Below are 18992 nucleotides of genomic sequence, written 5' to 3' on the forward strand. Positions count from 1 at the left end.
ACTTTAAATAAAATCACACTTTTTCATAATTATTTTCATAAATAACTGATAATCAATATAAATGTAAGCTACATCTTACAGACAAAGGTTCTGATAATCATTTGTGAGTTCTATATTTCACACCCATATATACTTTCTATAAAAATTGGTACTTTTAGTATACCTAAAAAGCAAAACATCCCCCCCAAAAAAACTATTTGACCCGTGCACGCTGTTATAAATTCGAAATCAATAGCCGTGCTCCCATTTATAAATATTGGGAGTGATGAAAATGAATATTTTTCCGATGGTATATCAGAAGAAATCATCAATGCCTTAACCAAAATTGAAGGACTAAAGGTTACCGCAAGAACCTCTTCTTTCTTTTACAAGAACAAGTCTTTGGATGCGCGCCACATAGGTAATGAACTAGGAGTAGAAACATTATTAGAAGGCAGCGTTAGAATTATAAATGAAAGGGTTAGAATTACCGCACAGTTAATACGTACCGATAATGGTTTTCATATGTGGTCAGAAAATTTTGACCGTAAACTCTCTGATATTTTTGAGTTACAAAATGAAATTAGCCTATTGATTGCCGATAAAATACGTGAAAATTTCGGTCATTTTGAGCTGCAAGAACATTTAGTAATTCCCACGACCAAAAATATAGAAGCTTATCAAAAGCTATTAAAAGGACGGGAATTACGTATGCGTTGGAATGGTGCCGACGTTGCAAGTGCCATCGCCTTTTTTGATGAAAGCATAGAGTTAGATCCTCAATATCCTGACGCTTACTTTGAAAAAGGATGGTGCATTGGCATGCTTGCAAGTTGGGGTTATATGGATAAAACGGAAGGTTTAGTACAGGCCGATAGAAATATAGATATAGGGCTGCAATTAAATCCAGATTCTTCAATTGGTCATTATGCCAAAGGCACAATTAGCTTTTGGGGGTACTGGAACTACAAAGATGCATTTAAGCACCTAGAGCGCTCTTTAGAAATAAACCCAAACGCAGCAGAAATTAGAGATGCCTTGGCAGACTGTTATGCTGGTCTTGGTAACATAGATAAAGCATTGGAGAACAATGCCATTGCGCTAAGAATAAATCCACTATCGGCAAACTTACATTTTACCCATGCCAATTTAATTTATTTTAAAAAACAGTTCAAAGATGCCATTATTCATTTAAATAAAGCCTTGAACATAGACCCTACCTTTCCTTTAGCACATGAGATGATGGTAGCCGCTCTTATTTTCGACAATCAACCAGAAGCACTAAAAAATCATATTGAAAAAAACAGTGAATGGTTAAGCAGACCAAAATGCTGCATGGCTATTTATGACTTAATGTATAAGGTAAGTAGGTTTAAGATAAGTGATATCGAAATAAGCCACGAACAGAACAAAAAATCATTACCCCTAAGGGCATGGGATCTTTATTTGGAAGTATACCGCAACAACCACTCTAAAGCTCTTAACATTTTAACAGAACGTATTAATGCTCGATCAGGACAGCTTTTTAGTTTTCAAAATGACTTATTCTTGCAGCCTTTGCATAATTATGGAGACTACCAAAGTCTAGTTGCTATCGTATTTCAGTCATCGGTAATACCAAAATTAAAACAGAAGACTATAAGTACCGACAAAGAAACACCTTTCACGGAAGATGAATTAAGTAAGGCAATTACATCCTTAGAGAAAGCCATGATATTGGGAAAAGAATATTGTAAACCAGAATTGTCCTTAAAGCAACTAGCCTTTAAAATTAATATACATCCCAACAAGCTTTCCTGGTTACTCAACAATCACTTTGGTAAAAATTTCAATGATTTTATTAATCATTATAGAATCAAAGAGTTTCAACAACTGGCAATTCTTCCAGAAAACAAACACATAACACTGTTAGGCTTAGCTTATGATAGTGGGTTTAATTCCAAAACAGTTTTCAACACTTTCTTCAAAAAAGAAACAGGAAAAACGCCCAAACAATGGGTAAAGGCAAATTCATAAGCCCAGAATTTTCTTCTTTTTTCTTCATTTAATCACACTTTCATTATCAAAAAGTTCTGAATAATTTTTTAGAACCAACACCTGGGTATTCGAACTTTTAAAAAGGTTAAGGCCAGTAATTTGCGCTTGAAATTGAGCTACTTCTACATTTTTTTAAAAAAAAGTGTGATGATTTAAAACGTGGTTCGAATAATAGAACAATCAATCAAAAAATAATCAAATCATGAAAAAACAAGGAGTTTTGTTAATAGTACTAAGCCTATTGACATTTAATGTATTTGCCCAAGAAACGTACTTAGACATTGTATTGAATTATACCCCTACCAGTATGAGTTTTGGGAGCAACAATGATGCTATCAAAGATTTTAAAAAGGGGTATTGGGGGTTACAAGCTGGGGCATCTTTACAAATGGGTATTACAGATCATTTTTCAATAGTTCCAGAATTATACTTTGTAATGAAAGGAACCAAATTGGATGCTAACAATCCTTTGACGTACCAAGAAACCCGTATACGGTTTAACACCTTAGATATGCCCGTTTTAGTCCGTTTACATTTGTGCGACCTATACTTTAATGCCGGCCCCGTGATAAGTTATAATATAGGTGGTAGAGTAAAAACTGAAGGAACAGAAACCTTAGAGCCCAAAATTACCAAAATGAGTTTTGGAACCAGTTCTCTTACTTATAGCCGGTGGGATGCCGGATTACAATTTGGACTAGGTTATGAAATTCAATTAAAAAAATCGCGCCTGGTCGTAGATTTTCGCTATCACTATGGCATGGTAGATATGGGAAATGGCACAGAACTATACAATAGATATTTCAACATGAACATTCTGCTGGCCAAAAAGTGGAAAAAGAACCCTTTGTCCAAAGCCAAAACAAAAGACTTGGCTCTTTGGGAAACTGTAGATAATCATCCGTTTGCAGCCCAAGGAAATTAAATACTTAAAAATTCATCATCATGCAATCAAAAAAACGAAATGCTAGAATAGCGGGTGTACTCTATTTGTTGGTCATTATTTTAGGTGTATTTGCTGACAAGTATGTACGTACTGGCTTAATAGAATTAGATCATAGCGAAAAAACCATATCTAATATTATTGAACACGATCTATTATTCCGCTTAGGTTTTTTAGGCGATCTAGGCATGCAATTCTCTTATTTCTTACTGGCAATATTCATGTACAGTATACTAAAAAACACCTGTGAACTAACTGCCAAAACAATGTTGTTAAGCGTTTGTATAGCCGTGGCCATCATGTGTTTAAATATGTTAAACCAATATGCGCCTTTGCTTTTGTTAAGCACCACAAATGAACCTTTGGAGTTTACCAATAATCTAGTGGTATTTTATATACAAATGCACTCCCATGGATACCATATAGCACAACTCTTCTTTGGGTTTTGGTTACTACCATTAGGATTTCTGATCATGAAATCTAAACACTTTCCAAGCATTATTGGCTATGGATTAATAATTGGTTGTTTTGGGTATCTGCTTGATTTTATCATCTACTTTCTATCTCCAGAAACAAATCAGAATCTATCTGAATTTATTACTGCACCAGCTGATATCGCAGAAATAAGTTTGTGCTTGTTCCTCTTAGTTGCAGGCATAAAACAAAATAATAATTAAAAAGTACCGAATCATAAAACGGAACGACCGGCATATAATTATACTGAATATTTGCACCTAACATAAATTAAAACATCAATCAAAAAACGAACAATCATGACAACTTTATCTAGAATTATTGGAATCTTAATTTTAACGATATTGATATTCCTTACATCCTGTTCCAGTGATGACGACAAAGCAACCATACCTGTATCTAATGAAACAATGACAAATGCGGAATTAACCGCTTATTTTACAACACTTGCAAAAAATACCGAGGTACCAGGGTTTGCCATTAGTATCGTAAAAGATGGCACAATTGTATATCAAAATGCCGTGGGCTATGCCAATATTGAAAATGAAGAAGCGTATACCAACCAAACCGTAAATTTCATTGCATCGCTTAGCAAAACATTTGTGGGTGCCGCAACAGCAAAAGCCATTGAAGAAGGTTATTTTACATTGGACACCAATATCAATGAACTTTTACCCAAACCCATTTCTAATCCAAAACAGACAGAAGCGGTAATAACTGTTAGGCACTTGGTTACACACACCTCAGGTTTACTGGATAATGTGGAAAGCTATCTAGCCCATAATTATTATATTTTACCGGAAGAAAATGTTACAACCACAGGAGCGAATATTTTAAAAGACGCAACAGGGTTAGAACAGAGAGCTGCGCGTTCATTAGAAGATTTTCTAGCCAATTATTTTTTGGAAAATGGCGACTTATACAGTACGGATAATTTTGCCAATGTTAAACCAGGGGAGGTTTGGAACTACTCTAATACCGGTACTGCTTTAATGGGCTATATAATAGAAACGGTTACCGAGCAGTCCTTTTACGACTATGTAAAACAAAATATACTTGCCCCACTTCATATGAATGCTTCTACTTTTAATATTAATGAAGTTAATATTAACGCAACCGCAACATGTTACTTAGAGCAAGGTATACCACTGCCAAAATATGCCTTTGATTCTTACCCGGAAGGAGGTCTTTACACCAACAATGAAGATATGGGCATCTATTTGTTAGAAATGAGCAAAGGTTTAAGCGGAGATACCACCACATTATTTGGCTCATCTTTGTACGATATGTTATTTGATTACCAACTACCAAATGGCATTGTACCTAGTAATTTTGCCGATAACCACGGTTTATTCTGGTATGCTCACAACAATCTTTGGGCACATGGTGGTAACGACCCTGGCGTTTCAACATATATAGAATTAGCCGATGATGGATCTTGGGGGTATTCCATGTTATCTAATATGGATGCCGTATTTGGCGCAAATGAGGCCAAATATCTTCAAGTAAAAGAAAAAATAGAGAAAGGTATACAAGTATATTTAGAAAGCAATTAACAATCAAATGGTTTAATGGGTTCCCCCATCATTAAACCATTAGTAAAACCATAAATCATGAAAATTAAAATATTGTTTATGATAGCTTTTTTGACTTACGGATTAAATTACGGTCAAAAAACAGCTCATGTAAAAGCAAAAATAGATTCTCTATTTAATGCAAAACTACAAGACGATTTAGTTCACAATGCTTTTCTTTCTGTCTATTCTAAAAAGTTAGAAATTGATTGGAATTATAGCGGAGGTACATTTATGAACGGAGAAAAAGTTACCAAAAACAACCCATTTCATAGTACAAGTGTAGCCAAGACTTTTACCGCAACCCTAATCATGTTATTGCAAGAAGATGGAAAGTTGAATATTAACGACCCTATAGCTGAATACCTTCCCGGTGAAATCATCAAAGGGCTACATGTATTCAACGGTATAGACTATTCTAAAAAAGTACTAATAAAACAACTATTACAGCACACTTCTGGATTACCGGATTATTTTGCAGATACACCTATTAATGGCGCTAGTTTTATGGAGCAGCTATTCACTAATAATGACAGATTTTGGCAACCCCTTGAAATCATTGAATTTACCAAAACTCAATTACAGCCACATTTTGAACCTGGTGCTAGTTACAATTATTGCGATACCGAATATGTTCTGTTGGGTTTATTAATAGAAGAACTTACAGGTAAACCATATCACGTATTCCTCTCCGAGAAGATTTTCAATCCATTAGAAATGGAGCATTCATACATGCACTTGCGCTCAAGACCAATAAGTGAATCGCCCGAAAAATTATCAGAATTCTATGTAGAACAAACCAATATTAGCACGTTCAAGAGTTTAAGTGCTGATTGGGCAGGAGGAGGAATAGCAACTACTTCAAATGATTTATTAAAATTCTATCGTGCATTGAACAATGCCGAAATCGTTTCCAAAAAGAGCTTTAAGTCAATGCAAAATTGGATAGGAGAGTCATATGGTCTAGAATATGGGTACGGACTTAGAAAATTTGATGTAAAAAAATTATATCCATTTTCAAAAAAACACACACTTATTGGTCACTCTGGCACATCAGGTTCATTCATGTATTACTGTCCGGAATTAGACGTGTATTTAACAGGGACGTTCAATCAAACGGACTATCAAAAGAAACATGTTGATTTTATGGTAACTATACTGTCACACTTAAAAAATCTTACTAATGTAAAAAGCAAAAGAAATGGATAATGACGAGTTAGTTTTACTTGCTGGAGCCACCGGATATTTAGGTACATATATCGCCAAAGAGCTTAGTGAACGTAGCATGAAGACCAAAATTATTGCGAGAAACACCAAAAAAGCAATGCAATTCGCAAATAATAACACAACCGTAATTAACGCAGAAGTAACTAATACCAATACATTAAAAGGACTTTTTGAGGGAATTACCACAGTCATATCAACAGTTGGAATTACACGTCAAAAAGATGGTCTAACCTATATGGATGTAGATTACCAAGCCAATAAAAATTTACTTGAAGAAGCTAAAAGAGCCGGTGTTAAGAAATTTATATATGTTTCTGTTTTAAATGGCAAACAACATAGAAATTTAAAGATCATTGAAGCTAAAGAAGCTTTTGTAGACGAATTAATAGCCTCAGGGATAGACTATAGTATTATTCGTCCTAATGGGTTTTTCTCTGATATGAAAGACTTTTTAGATATGGCAAAAAAGGGAAAAGTATATCTTTTTGGTAGCGGTAAGAAAAAAATAAATCCTATTCATGGTAAAGATCTAGCCATTGCCTGCGTAGATAGTATTCACGTTTCAAATGAAGAAATCAATATTGGTGGTCCAGATATTTTAACACAGAACGAAGTAGCAGAACTGGCACTTTTAGCTAGTGGAAAACCAATAAACATTATTCATATACCTCATTGGATCAGAAAATCAATTCTAAAAATATTACGTACGTTCACTTCGTCAAAAACATACGGTCCTTTAGAGTTTTTCTTAACTTTAATGGCTGAAGATGCAATTGCTCCAAGATATGGCAGTCACCGTTTAGTTACATTTTTTCAGAACGAGATAGATGTTTTAAAAAAATAAATTTCGTTTACAGTATTCTTTAAAAAGAGGTTATGAATATCCCTGATAAAAACACCCTATTTCCATTAGAAAACTATAAGAGATTGTGTTTTCTAAAAAACATTATTAAAAACCCGAATATTGTTGTAGGTGATTATACCTATTATGATGATTTTGAAGACGTAGCCAATTTTGAGAAAAATGTAAAATATCATTTTGATTTTGTTGGCGATAAACTAATCTTTGGAAAGTTCTGCATGATTGCTTCAAATGTCACCTTTATTATGAACGGAGCCAATCATTTAAGCAACTCCATTTCAGCTTACCCATTTGCTATTTTCGGAAAGGATTGGCAACATGCCATGGATGGAAAAAACTACCCTACCAAAGGTAATACCGTAATAGGCAATGATGTGTGGATCGGCTACAACACCACCATAATGCCCGGAGTAACCATTGGTGATGGGGCCATAATTGCAAGTAATACAATCGTAACAAAAGATGTACTGCCATACTCCATTGTTGGCGGAAATCCCGCCCAGCTTATTAGAAAGCGATTCTCGGATAAAGAAATTGCTAAACTTTTAGAATTGAAATGGTGGAACTGGCCTATAGAGCAGATTACCGCAAATGTGCATCATCTTACAGGTGAAAATTTAGAAGAGCTAAATTAATTACTCGTAAACCTCAACAACCATTGCTATCTCTACAGCCATACCAACAGGTAAAGATACCATACCAACCGCGGCACGCGCATGTTTGCCATTTTCACCAAAAACTTCGACCATTAAATCTGAAAAACCATTGATCACTTTAGAATGATCTGTAAAATCTGGAGAAGCATTCACCATACCGTGTGCACTAACAATTCGTTTTACTTTGTTCAGGTTGCCCAGTTCGGCTTTTAAAACGGAAAGTTGATTAATACCCGCTTCTCTTGCCGCTTGGTAGCCCTGCTCTACGGTTAAACTATCGCCCAATTTACCTATCATGTACTCACCATTAGCTTGTTTTGGTCCTTTACCGGCTAAAAACAATAAATTTCCAGCTCTTACAACGTGTTGGTAGTTTGCAATGGGAACACCCTGATCTCTAAGTTCTATACCTAAACTATCTAACTTGGCTTCTGGGTTATAATTAGAATTTGCCGTTTCTTGAATTAATTCTTCCCGTTGTTGAGTTTCTTTGGTTTTATCTGCACAACTGATCAACAAAAAAGTTAGAACGATATATATAAAATGTTTCATTACAGGTCAGTTTATTTGAAATTATTATGGTTACAAGTTACCTAATACTTCATTATCAACATAATACCTTAAAATTCACTTGCCATTGTATTGCATAAAAAACACTAAATATTAAACAAATACTATTTTTTGTGTATTCTGTCGTAGTTAAGGTATCATTTTACTAAAAAAGCATTGATATTATTTCATTTTTATTAGTTTAGCAAATTAACCAAAACAACAACTAAATCAATTTAAATATGGAAAGTTCAACAGCGACTTCTAAGGTAAATGCGAATAGGCTCTTTTATGCCAGTTGCTTTGCCCTAATTACAACGGCATTCTCATTTGCCATAGCAGCAGGTATTTTAGATCAATTAAAAACGGAACTGGCATTAAGTGCAAGTCAAGCCGGTTTGATTACCTCTATGTGGTTTTTAGGTTTCCCCATAGCTATGGTAATCGGTGGTTTGATCTACCATAAAGTAGGGGGCAAAGTAATTATGCAATTTGCCTTTTTTGCGCATTCAATCGGTATTTTACTTTTAATATTCTCTGGCAACTATATAGGTCTTTTGATAGCCAACTTGCTTATAGGTCTTGGCAACGGTTGTACCGAAGCGGCATGTAACCCAATGATTGCAGATGCGTACAAGGGAAACAGAATGAGCACAATGCTTAACCGTTTTCACATGTGGTTTCCTGGTGGAATAGCCGTTGGTAGTTTACTTTCTGGTTTTATGACAGATTTTGGTATTACAGGACAAAGTCAAGTATGGTTATTATTAATACCTGCGATAATTTATGCCTTTTTATTTTACGGACAAACTTGGCCTAAAGCTAAGATAGAGGAAGCGGCAACTATTAGCGGAAACCTGAAAGGCATGTTCACTCCCTTATTTTTATTCATAGGAGTTTGTATGGCATTAACTGCCATATCAGAATTTGGTCCTAACCAATGGGTAGGTCTAATTCTTTCTAAAAGTGGAGCAGAACCAACGCTAATATTAGCATTGACTGCCGGATTGATGGCCGTTGCAAGATTCTTTGGAGGTAGTATGGTTGCTCAGTTCAACCAAACGGGTGTGCTTTTGGGTTCTGCCGTACTTGCTACTTTAGGCATTTATCTTTTTAGTACACAAACTGGAACTATGGCTTACGTAGCCGCTATAATCTTTGCTCTGGGTGTTGCCTATTTCTGGCCTAATATGATTGGCTTAACCGCTACCAAAACTCCAAAAACCGGAGCTTTGGGCATGTCTATTATTGGTGCCATAGGAATGTTCTCTACATCAATTTTTCAACCAATCATTGGTGGTTGGATCGATGCAGATAGAGCTGCTGCCGAAGCCCAAGGTTTTACAGGTGATGAATTAGAATTGGTTTCCGGTCAAGAAACGTTAAGTACCATGGTACTGTTTCCTGCAATTCTAATTGTTTTGTTCACTATTCTATATTTCTGGTTAAGAAGTAAAGAAAGTAAAGGAGAAATTGCTACGGCATAATTATGCCGATTAAAATAAAGAAAGCCGAGCAATAGATTTGCTCGGCTTTTTTTTATTCGATTTTTTAAACTTATTCCAAAAGTAGCTCTAACAATTGAATGGCTGCATCACTAATCTTCGTTCCCGGACCAAATACGGCAGTAGCCCCCGCTTCCTTCAAAAAATCATAATCTTGTTTTGGCACCACTCCCCCAACAATGACCATAATGTCTTCACGGCCGTAGCTTTTTAGTTCCTTAATAACTTCGGGAACTAGTGTTTTATGTCCGCCAGCAAGTGATGAAATTCCTAAAATATGTACATCGTTTTCTACTGCCTGTTTTGCGGTTTCTTTTGGTGTTTGAAAAAGCGGACCTATATCCACATCGAATCCTAGATCGGCATAACCGGTTGCCACCACTTTAGCCCCACGATCATGACCGTCCTGTCCCATTTTAGCGACCATTATACGTGGTCTACGACCATCTTGCTCGGCAAACCGATCAGCTAACTCTTGCGCTTTTTTAAAGCTTTTATCCTCTTTGATTTCTCTTGAATACACGCCTGTAAATGAATTTATAATAGCTTTATGTCTGCCAAAAGCCTCTTCTAAAGCACTACTGATTTCACCTAAAGTTGCTCTTTCCCTTGCAGCAGATACCGCTAAAGCTAGCAAATTTTCTTCCGAATCACTATCATCCAATTTATTCTTTGCAGCAATAGTTAGTTCTTTCAGCTTTTGGGCAACCACTGCGGTATTTCTATTTGCCTTAACTTCTTCTAATCGTTGTAACTGCTGTCTTCGTACTTCTTTATTATCGACCTCCAAAATCTGAAGCTCATCTTCTTCTGTCAATTGATACTTATTGACCCCAACGATTACATCTTGTTCACTATCTATACGCGCTTGTTTTCTTGCTGCGGCTTCTTCAATTCTGGTTTTAGGTATTCCAGTTTCTATAGCTTTGGTCATGCCGCCAAGGTTCTCTACTTCTTGCATCAACTCCCACGCCTTGTGCACCAAATCATGTGTTAGTTTCTCCACATAATAACTACCTGCCCAAGGGTCAACGGTTTTGGTCACGTTTGTTTCATGCTGCAAGTATAATTGTGTTTCCCTAGCTATACGTGCAGAGAAATCCGTAGGTAAGGCAATTGCCTCATCCAGTGCATTGGTATGTAAACTTTGTGTACCGCCAAAAACGGCAGCCGCTGCCTCTATAGTAGTCCTTGCCACATTATTGAAAGGATCTTGCTCCGTTAAGCTCCAACCACTGGTTTGGCAATGTGTTCTCAGCATCAATGATTTTTCGTTCTTTGGATTAAATTCTTTCACCACCTTGGCCCACAACATTCTGGCAGCACGCATTTTGGCTATTTCCATAAAATGGTTCATACCAATTCCCCAGAAAAAAGAAAGTCTAGGCGCAAAATCGTCAATCTTCAAACCTGCTTTTAAGCCTGTTCTAATGTACTCCAAACCGTCAGATAGCGTATATGCCAATTCTAAATGGGCAGATGCACCAGCTTCGTGCATATGGTAACCAGAAATACTTATACTATTGAACTTGGGCATATGTTTACTGGTATACTCAAAAATATCAGCAACCAATTGCATAGATGGTTTTGGTGGATAGATATACGTATTACGCACCATAAACTCCTTGAGAATATCATTTTGTATAGTTCCAGATAACTTTTCTAAAGAAACCCCTTGTTCTTCTGCCGCTACAATATAAAACGCCATTATAGGCAGCACGGCACCGTTCATGGTCATGGATACTGACATTTCATTCAAAGGAATACCTTTAAAAAGCACCTTCATGTCCTCAACCGTATCTATGGCAACACCCGCCTTACCTACATCGCCAACAACACGTTCATGATCACTATCATATCCTCTGTGTGTAGGAAGATCAAAGGCGACCGACAAACCTTTTTGACCTGCTTTTAAATTTTTTCTATAGAATTCATTGCTCTCCTCTGCAGTGGAAAAACCCGCATATTGCCGTATGGTCCAAGGTCTTTGTACATACATGGTTGCATAAGGCCCTCTAAGAAACGGCGGTAAGCCCGCTGCAAAATTTAAATGCTCTACCTCCTCTAAATCTTGTTTGGCATATCTTTTTTTCAACGGAATACTTTCGGCCGTAGTAAACAAGGTATCCTTCAAATCTTTACTAATGGCATTTTGTTGCTTACCATTATCAGGAAAAGTGTCTAGTTGTATATGTTGCAAGTCTTTTCTACTCATGTGATAAACGGTTTTGCTCTAATTCTTCTGCCAATCTTTTTTCTATGATAGGTGTAATCAAGGTTTTTCTTGGGTTCTTTTTCACGAACGGATATAATTCTAATGCTTCACCCATTTTATCCGCTTCATTTTGAAATACATTGCTACCCACTAATACTACCTTTTTGGCATCAAATTTCTCTTGTTGTTTACGGGCGCTATCGGCAATTTTATTTTGTATGGTATGATTTTTTAATTGCTTTAAGAAACCCCCATCTTTTTCTATCGCCTTAAATAAAAGTAAAGCCTTCTCTGCCAATTGATGCGTAATAGTTTCTATGTAATAGCTACCTTCAGTTGCATTTTCCACCTTATCAAAATAGCTTTCTTCTTTTAATAAAATAAGTTGATTCAAGGCGATACGATTGGCAAAATCATTATCTTTTTTATAAACGGCGTTATAATTCAAATTAAAAACAACATCAGAACCGCCCAACACGGCAGACATACATTCTGTAGTAGTTCTTAGCATATTTACATTGAAATCATAAATGGTCTTATTACGTTTTGACGGCTGCGAAACTATGGAGCAGGAAATGGTAATACCATAAGCTTTGGACAAAACATTCCATAGGTTTCTTAAGGCTTTTAACTTTGCGATTTCAAAAAAATAATTACCAGCTACCGAAACCTTGAAATCTATACTTTTTAATTGTCCTAAATTTTCACCTTGCTGCAGTACATTCAAATACTCGTTCGCATGAGACATTGCATAAGCCAATTGTTGCACAATATCTGCACCGGCATTTTCATAAAGCGAAACATCTACACTTAATATAGTTTCGGTATTCAATTTAAATAGTTCCCCGATGAGTGACATATCCGAAGACATATTTTCATACCAATTTCCAGACCTTGCCAAATGACCTATGGGGTCAATCTGCCAATGGACTTTATCTGCATTTGGTACTCTATCAAGAATCTGTTTTATATAAGTTTTTGACAAAAATTGCAGTTCAAAACATACTTTGACCCTGTTTAAATCAATATTGTTCAAAATAATAACTGCATCTAAGTTCTCCGACGGTACAATAAACTGCAGAGCCTCTGCACCTTTTTCTAGATATTTGAGCGCTTTTTCATTGGCCATTATGGCATTGCCGGCATAAATACTTTGCCCTATTTTCCATAAAGAATTTTGTGTCTGTTGTAAAGTAATATGCTCTAGATCTTCTGCATGATAAAATGGTTTTACTTTAATACCTTCAGGTGAATTCCACACTACCTCTTCATTGTAGTCTTTACCTTTTAAATTGTACTGTATCTTTTGTTTCCATTCTTTTTCAGAAATATCCCTGAAACTATCAAATAAGGTTTCACCCTTCATAGCAAGACGTAGTTTAATTAAACAACATATTCCATTAATGCGCCTGTGAATATAAATTCAGCGCATTCTCTCAAAGATACAATAAGTAAATCGTGTTTATATAGAGCTAGGTTAATCTGGCAATTCTGTAGCATTTAGGTTACGCACATCGACAGTCTCTATTCTTGACAACTCCTTTAGTTTGTCTTTCTCAAACAACGCCGGTAAGTCTTTTAAGGGCGTGCCAACAGGTGCCTCCCAATTAATATAATCTTGGAATCTAATACCGTCAATGGTCCTAGGGTTATAAGCACTTCTAAAACGCACACCGCCATCATTTACACTGTAGCTGTAAGCCAAGTAATTTATATAATGAGATTTTTTATTTACCCAATACATGAATATATCATCATAATCGGTACCGCCACCATCTTTACCAAAAGTAACGCGTACTACATCATAATCTTCCCCTTTTATTACGGTTTCACCAACGCTTTCCTTATGTACCGCTTTATCATTAAGCTTATGGGGCAAAGTAGCAAAATAGATTACTGAATTCAATGCATTACTATATACGGTACTATCCTTTTCAGATAGATGTACCGGCTCATCATTGACCTTTCTACCAAATGATCCATTAACAATGTTGTCTTCAATTCTATTCCCTAAGCTATCCTTGAAATTTACACGATAAGTATAGCCATTCTTATTATTGAACATGTACATTTTATCCCTAAAAACAAACTCATAATTGGCCGTATCATAAAGTTCTCCACCATGCGCTTTAATAGCATGCTTTATAATGTCCTCAGCACTTTCAACCGTGGTCCTCGAGGTTGCATCTTCTAAAGGTCCATTGTTTTTACCTGAGTCATTACCATTTTTGCAACTTAATATGATCAAAAAAATAAGAGTAAATGCTGCTTTAACTGTTTTATTCATATCTATATATTTCACGGGAATCACATTTGTAATATTATTTCTAATGGATCATTAAAACAAAATAGTCGAAAGAGAATACAACTACTAACGTACCAAAGTTATCATATAAATAAATGGAGATTCTCTTTAGGAATCATAATAAATGTTAACAACACTTTATAATCCTGAATTTCACAAAAAAACCGAACAACTACCAAGAGAATGATAATTATTCGGCTTTAAATGTCACTGCCAGAACTAACGTAGGCAAGACATAAAATTTAACTGATTATTGATTTACGATAAAGGCATGTATTACTCCTGGTAACCATGCAAGTAAAGTCAATAAAATACTTATTAATAATGTTGTACCAATACCGTGTTTCATAAAAACGGCCAATGGTGGTAAAAGTATGTTCAATATTATTGTTAGTAAAGACATCTTTTTAGTTTTTAGGTTCCATCAAAATTAAGATCTTTAACCACAACCCGTTAACTTAAATAAATCAAATTGTAACTTTAATCAGAACCTATAAAAAAGCCCTATTAGTTACCTAGGGCTTTCTTGTCTTTTCTTGTGTACTATTTAGTACCTACAATAGTTACATTGGCATTAATCTGTATAGATGATGAGACACTTATACCTGCAAGATCAATTCCTGTAGTAGATTCTGCTGTCAATAAGGAATTGAAATAAAAATCATCTCCATCTTTATTATAAGACGCAAATACTAATTCGTATTCTCCTTCTTCAAGAAAGCTAAGATTATATTGACTACTAAGACCGTTAACTTCTGAACTAGTTACAGCATTAGCAAATAAAATATTACTTTCTCCTTGTCCTTCACTTTCTACATCCGCATTAAAAGTCCCTTGTTCGTAAGCGTAAACAACAATTTTATCTGATGTGTTGTTTTGGTCATTTGCAGAACCGGAAATTTTACCAGCCATAGCATTATTAACTGTTCTAATACCTGTTGTTAATTCTGACATTGAAACAAACTCGAAATTATTAGCTGTTGTACCTTGCTCTTCTTTAATAGTTTTTCTTAAGTCAAAATCTATAATAATTTCGTTTGATGTGCTTACCAATACCTCGAATGTATCGTTTATATCGATTGTATTTGAAGTAGCCTCTAATTGATCTTTTTCTCCATTAACAAATTCTACATAACACCCAGGTGTATTACCATCAGCATCGGCAGTGTAATCTAACTCAAGTTCAATATTAGAATAAGAACCTGCTTCTAAATCAATATTTCCTAGGGTCAAAGTCTCGCCATTGACCAAAGCTGCCAAATCAAATGTAGTTTTATTGAAACCTTCTAACGTAATACCATCAACTTTTACACTTGAAACTGTAATGAAGACAGCTTCTACATTTGCATTATCTATTGGAGCATCAGTAATCTTAAACGTAGTATTATATGAATCCGCGTCCATAGATACATTTTCATCATCATTATCACTACATGAAACAGTCATTATTAATGAAATAAAAGCAACAGTAACCGTTTTTAAATAATTCTTCATCTTTAAATTTTTTATTATTTGACAGTAAAACAATTTGGATAACCAAGACCCTACCTGTGAAATGTTAAAATTTAAAAATTGAAAATTTAATACCTAATAACCAATTAATTGTAGTTGCAAAAAAAATCTTTATAAAGATATTTGTTTTAACCTATATGACCATTTAGAGCGATAAAAAGTATGTCACTTTCAGTTTCTTTCCGCCAACAAGCCTTCGATAATCGTTTTTAACCTACCAAGACCTATAGGCTTTACAATGTAGTCAGATATAGCACTTATTCTTTTAGCCCTTTCTATATCTACGGGATCAAGAGAAGATGACACCATGTAAATTGTTATTTTCTTACCCACCCTTGGTTTTATTTTCACGTATTCTTCCATGAATTGAAAACCATCCATGACAGGCATATCAATATCCAAGAAAATAACATCAGGAAATACAGAATCTTGATCTAAGTTATCCAACATAAAATCAATAGCTTCTTCACCATCGGAAAAGACCATAATTTCTAAAGGTAATTTAGTAGACTCCAAGGTTTTGACCATGGTAAATTGATAAATAGAATCATCATCTACAATACAGGTCTTTAAAATATTATTCATATCAAGCTTAATTAAATTTTATAGTAAATGTAGTTCCTACATTTACCTCGCTAGTAGCGGAAATAGTACCGCCCATTGCTTCTATTTGAGTTTTGGTAAGGTACAAACCTACCCCCTTGGCATCTGGGTGTCTATGAAAAACCTTATTCAACCCAAAAAGTTTAGATCCATGCTTTTTAAGATCAATACCCAAGCCATTATCTTTAAAAGTAATGATATTAATTTCATTTTTCACCTCGGTCTTAATTTCAATATGTGGCGCTCTATCTTCGGCGCTATATTTAATGGCATTACCAATCAAGTTCAAAAATATACTTTCCATATATATTTTATTATAGGATATATGGGTAAGTTGTGAAAAATCGGTATCTATCACTGCATTGGATTTTAAAATAGCTCCGCTTAAAATTTGGGAAGTATCTTTAAACACATCTTTAAAGTAAACTTTTTCTATATTCTCATTAGCATCACCCACCTTAGCTTTAAGCGCCTCTATCAACGTATTGAGCGTAGAGGAAAGGTGGTCTATTACGCTACTGAATTTATTGAATATATCTGTACGCTCCTCATCATTTTCAGCGTAAGAATAAATTTCCAATAAAGAATTAAGATTGGCAACCGGAGCTCTAAGATTATGCGAAGTTATATGGGTAAAATCTGCTAGTTGTTGGTTCTGTAATTTTAATTTTTGAGTAAAGCCCTCTAATTCTTGTTTAGCATTGATCAAACTTTGCTCCGTCATTTTGCTCTCGGTCACATCTTGACATGTACCAAATAGTTCTATTGCTTCATCTTTTTCATTGACCAATACATTGGCCAGTAGCTGTATAAATTTTAATTTACCTGAATATGTAATTATACGATGAGTCAATTTTGTAAACACCTTTTTTGCAACAGCTTCTTCAAAATGATGGTTTACAATATCTTTATCCTCTGGGTGAACAATATTTAAATAAGTAGCAAAGTCTATAGGAAAAGGGTCTCCTTTGTATTCCACTATATTAAAAATATTCTCTGACCATTCTCCTGTATCTTCAAGAGGAAACCACTGCCAATGACCTGTTGAACTTATTTCTTCTGCAATGTTCAACAGTTCATTCTTTCTCCGTAATTCATTCTTAACCTCCTTAATTTTAGTGATGTCGGTAACAACTGCAATAAAACCATCATTTACACCTTCGCTGCTATTAATTGCCGTAATTGATGTAAGTGTAGAAAACAAAGAACCATCTTTGCGTCTAAAAGTCCATTGTCTTGTATCATTAATGTTTTCATTACGATAATTATAATTAGGATCATCTATAAAAGATTCGCCTTTAAACGATCTAGTAATATCATTTCTAAATTCTTCAAGCTCCTCTTCCAAAAGGTATACGCTGGGGTGTTTTAAACCCACCAACTCCTCTGCCGAATAACCCAATAATTTCTCTGCCCCCTTGTTAAAACGATTAATTATGCCTTCTGCATTAGTTGAAATAACGGCTACCGCATTTGAATTAAAAATTGCTTCTAATTCTGCATGGGCAACATTTAAAAGCTTTTCTGAGTTTTTTGACGATGTAATATCTTCTGTTATCCCTAATATTTTTGAAGCAACACCATTACTCCTCTCTATTTTTCCAACAACCTTCACCCATCTTTTATTACCTTTTAATGTTGTAAGAAACAAGGTGAGATTAACTGGTGTTCCCATTTCTTGAGCATTTTTTAATGCCAATAAAATACTATTACGGCTATCTTCGTCTTCAAAAAAAGTTAATCCAGAAGCTATAGTTGGCTCGTAATCCAATGGGGCTTCATGAATTTCATATACCATATTACTCCAGGTCACTTTTTCTTTTAAAAGATCAATTTCCCAAGTACCAATTCTAGCGATATCACTAGTATCCCTTAATATGGTGTTATATTTTTTTTCCTTTAATTCTTTCTCTTTCTGCTCGGTTATATCCCCAGTGTGCATTAAGAGTCCGCCTATTCTACCATCAGCAAGATACCAAGGTCTAACATCCCAATAAATCCATTGAATAGTACCATCTGACCGATAGAAGGGTGCTTCATCACATATATCTATGGCACCTTGCAAACATTTTTGATGCTTAGCTTTCCAATCATCACCTATTTCTGGGAAAATATCATAATGGGATCTACCTATAATAGTTTCTTTTTCCAGTTTAAAATCTCGAATCCATTGTTTGGACGCTGCTAAATAGACCATGTTAGTATCTAACATAGCTATTGCCGTTGGTGTCTGTTCAATAAATATTTGGTGATGCTTTTCCAGGTATTCGATGTTATTTGGATACTGATTCAATTTAATAATTTTAACAAGTATTTATGTTAAAAATAGTAATAATTTACTGATATAAAATAGAATACGATTTTTAGAATTCAAAAATCACGGGCTTTTGCAGAAAACAACAGGTTGTATATCTGATATCTTTGGTTAGATATTATTGAAATCATCCTTATAGCATAAACCCCTTTAAATAAAATAGTTACAACAAATTAAATGTATTCTTAAAAAATGCTTATTAAATTATTTAAATCTCAAAAACCTATTGCGATTATT

General features: G+C 34.9%; 16 protein-coding genes. 8 read left to right on the plus strand and 8 right to left on the minus strand.

The genetic code is table 11. From position 1 onward, the window contains the following. Positions 1 to 237: 237 nt before the first annotated feature. The 7 genes from VBZ51_RS04405 (at position 238) to VBZ51_RS04435 (ending at position 7731) form a co-directional block, all read left to right on the plus strand. Positions 238 to 1995: a helix-turn-helix domain-containing protein gene (locus VBZ51_RS04405; protein WP_416576174.1), complete on the plus strand. Its 1758-nt coding sequence runs from the start codon at positions 238 to 240 to the stop codon at positions 1993 to 1995. Positions 1996 to 2218: 223 nt separating this feature from the next. Continuing rightward, positions 2219 to 2941, plus strand: a complete 723-nt coding sequence (locus VBZ51_RS04410) for a porin family protein (RefSeq protein WP_416576175.1) — start codon at positions 2219 to 2221, stop codon at positions 2939 to 2941. Positions 2942 to 2961: 20 nt separating this feature from the next. Beyond that, positions 2962 to 3636, plus strand: coding sequence for a DUF4386 domain-containing protein (locus VBZ51_RS04415; RefSeq protein WP_416576176.1), 675 nt, complete (start codon positions 2962 to 2964; stop codon positions 3634 to 3636). 96 nt (positions 3637 to 3732) lie between these two features. Then, entirely contained in the window at positions 3733 to 4989 is a 1257-nt protein-coding gene (locus VBZ51_RS04420) for a serine hydrolase domain-containing protein (RefSeq protein ID WP_416576177.1), read from the plus strand. A gap of 57 nt (positions 4990 to 5046) precedes the next feature. After that, entirely contained in the window at positions 5047 to 6216 is a 1170-nt protein-coding gene (locus tag VBZ51_RS04425) for a serine hydrolase domain-containing protein (RefSeq protein ID WP_416576178.1), read from the plus strand. Continuing rightward, entirely contained in the window at positions 6209 to 7078 is an 870-nt protein-coding gene (locus tag VBZ51_RS04430) for an SDR family oxidoreductase (protein WP_348426403.1), read from the plus strand. Before VBZ51_RS04425 ends, VBZ51_RS04430 begins: the two co-directional genes overlap by 8 nt. Before the next feature lie 32 nt (positions 7079 to 7110). Beyond that, positions 7111 to 7731 (plus strand): CatB-related O-acetyltransferase, encoded by a 621-nt coding sequence (locus tag VBZ51_RS04435; protein WP_416576179.1) that lies wholly within the window; start codon positions 7111 to 7113, stop codon positions 7729 to 7731. Here the strand turns inward: VBZ51_RS04435 and VBZ51_RS04440 are convergent, their stop codons facing one another. Then, a complete protein-coding gene (locus VBZ51_RS04440) occupies positions 7732 to 8304 on the minus strand; it encodes a RidA family protein (protein WP_416576180.1) in 573 nt (190 codons plus the stop codon). It abuts the gene before it with no gap. Between the two features lie 239 nt (positions 8305 to 8543). On the opposite strand from VBZ51_RS04440, the gene VBZ51_RS04445 reads away from it, so the two are divergent. Then, the gene (locus VBZ51_RS04445) at positions 8544 to 9788 is read left to right on the plus strand and encodes an MFS transporter (RefSeq protein ID WP_058104205.1); all 1245 of its coding nucleotides are present in this window, start codon (positions 8544 to 8546) and stop codon (positions 9786 to 9788) included. Between the two features lie 70 nt (positions 9789 to 9858). On the opposite strand, the gene scpA is transcribed toward VBZ51_RS04445, so the two are convergent. The 7 genes from scpA to VBZ51_RS04480 all read right to left on the minus strand — a co-directional run bounded on the left by scpA (position 9859) and on the right by VBZ51_RS04480 (position 18734). After that, complete coding sequence (gene scpA, locus VBZ51_RS04450; RefSeq protein ID WP_416576181.1) at positions 9859 to 12021, minus strand: methylmalonyl-CoA mutase; 2163 nt, start codon at positions 12019 to 12021, stop codon at positions 9859 to 9861. Then, on the minus strand, positions 12014 to 13387 hold the full coding sequence (locus VBZ51_RS04455) for a methylmalonyl-CoA mutase subunit beta (protein WP_416576182.1): 1374 nt from the start codon (positions 13385 to 13387) through the stop codon (positions 12014 to 12016). Before VBZ51_RS04455 ends, scpA begins: the two co-directional genes overlap by 8 nt. Before the next feature lie 111 nt (positions 13388 to 13498). Beyond that, positions 13499 to 14308, minus strand: coding sequence for a DUF6503 family protein (locus VBZ51_RS04460; RefSeq protein WP_416576183.1), 810 nt, complete (start codon positions 14306 to 14308; stop codon positions 13499 to 13501). 268 nt (positions 14309 to 14576) lie between these two features. Next, a complete protein-coding gene (locus VBZ51_RS04465; protein WP_036151377.1) occupies positions 14577 to 14729 on the minus strand; it encodes a YqaE/Pmp3 family membrane protein in 153 nt (50 codons plus the stop codon). Positions 14730 to 14869: 140 nt separating this feature from the next. Further along, on the minus strand, positions 14870 to 15820 hold the full coding sequence (locus VBZ51_RS04470; protein WP_416576184.1) for a DUF4382 domain-containing protein: 951 nt from the start codon (positions 15818 to 15820) through the stop codon (positions 14870 to 14872). Between the two features lie 189 nt (positions 15821 to 16009). After that, a complete protein-coding gene (locus tag VBZ51_RS04475) occupies positions 16010 to 16423 on the minus strand; it encodes a response regulator (protein WP_416576185.1) in 414 nt (137 codons plus the stop codon). A 7-nt stretch (positions 16424 to 16430) separates the two neighbouring features. Further along, positions 16431 to 18734 carry a PAS domain S-box protein gene (locus VBZ51_RS04480; RefSeq protein ID WP_416576186.1) on the minus strand — a complete coding sequence of 768 codons (2304 nt, stop codon included), beginning with the start codon at positions 18732 to 18734 and terminating at the stop codon, positions 16431 to 16433. Between the last annotated feature and the right edge of the window lie 258 nt (positions 18735 to 18992).

The organism is Maribacter sp. HS (assembly GCF_048059195.1).
GTDB classification, from domain to species: Bacteria; Bacteroidota; Bacteroidia; order Flavobacteriales; family Flavobacteriaceae; genus Maribacter; species Maribacter dokdonensis.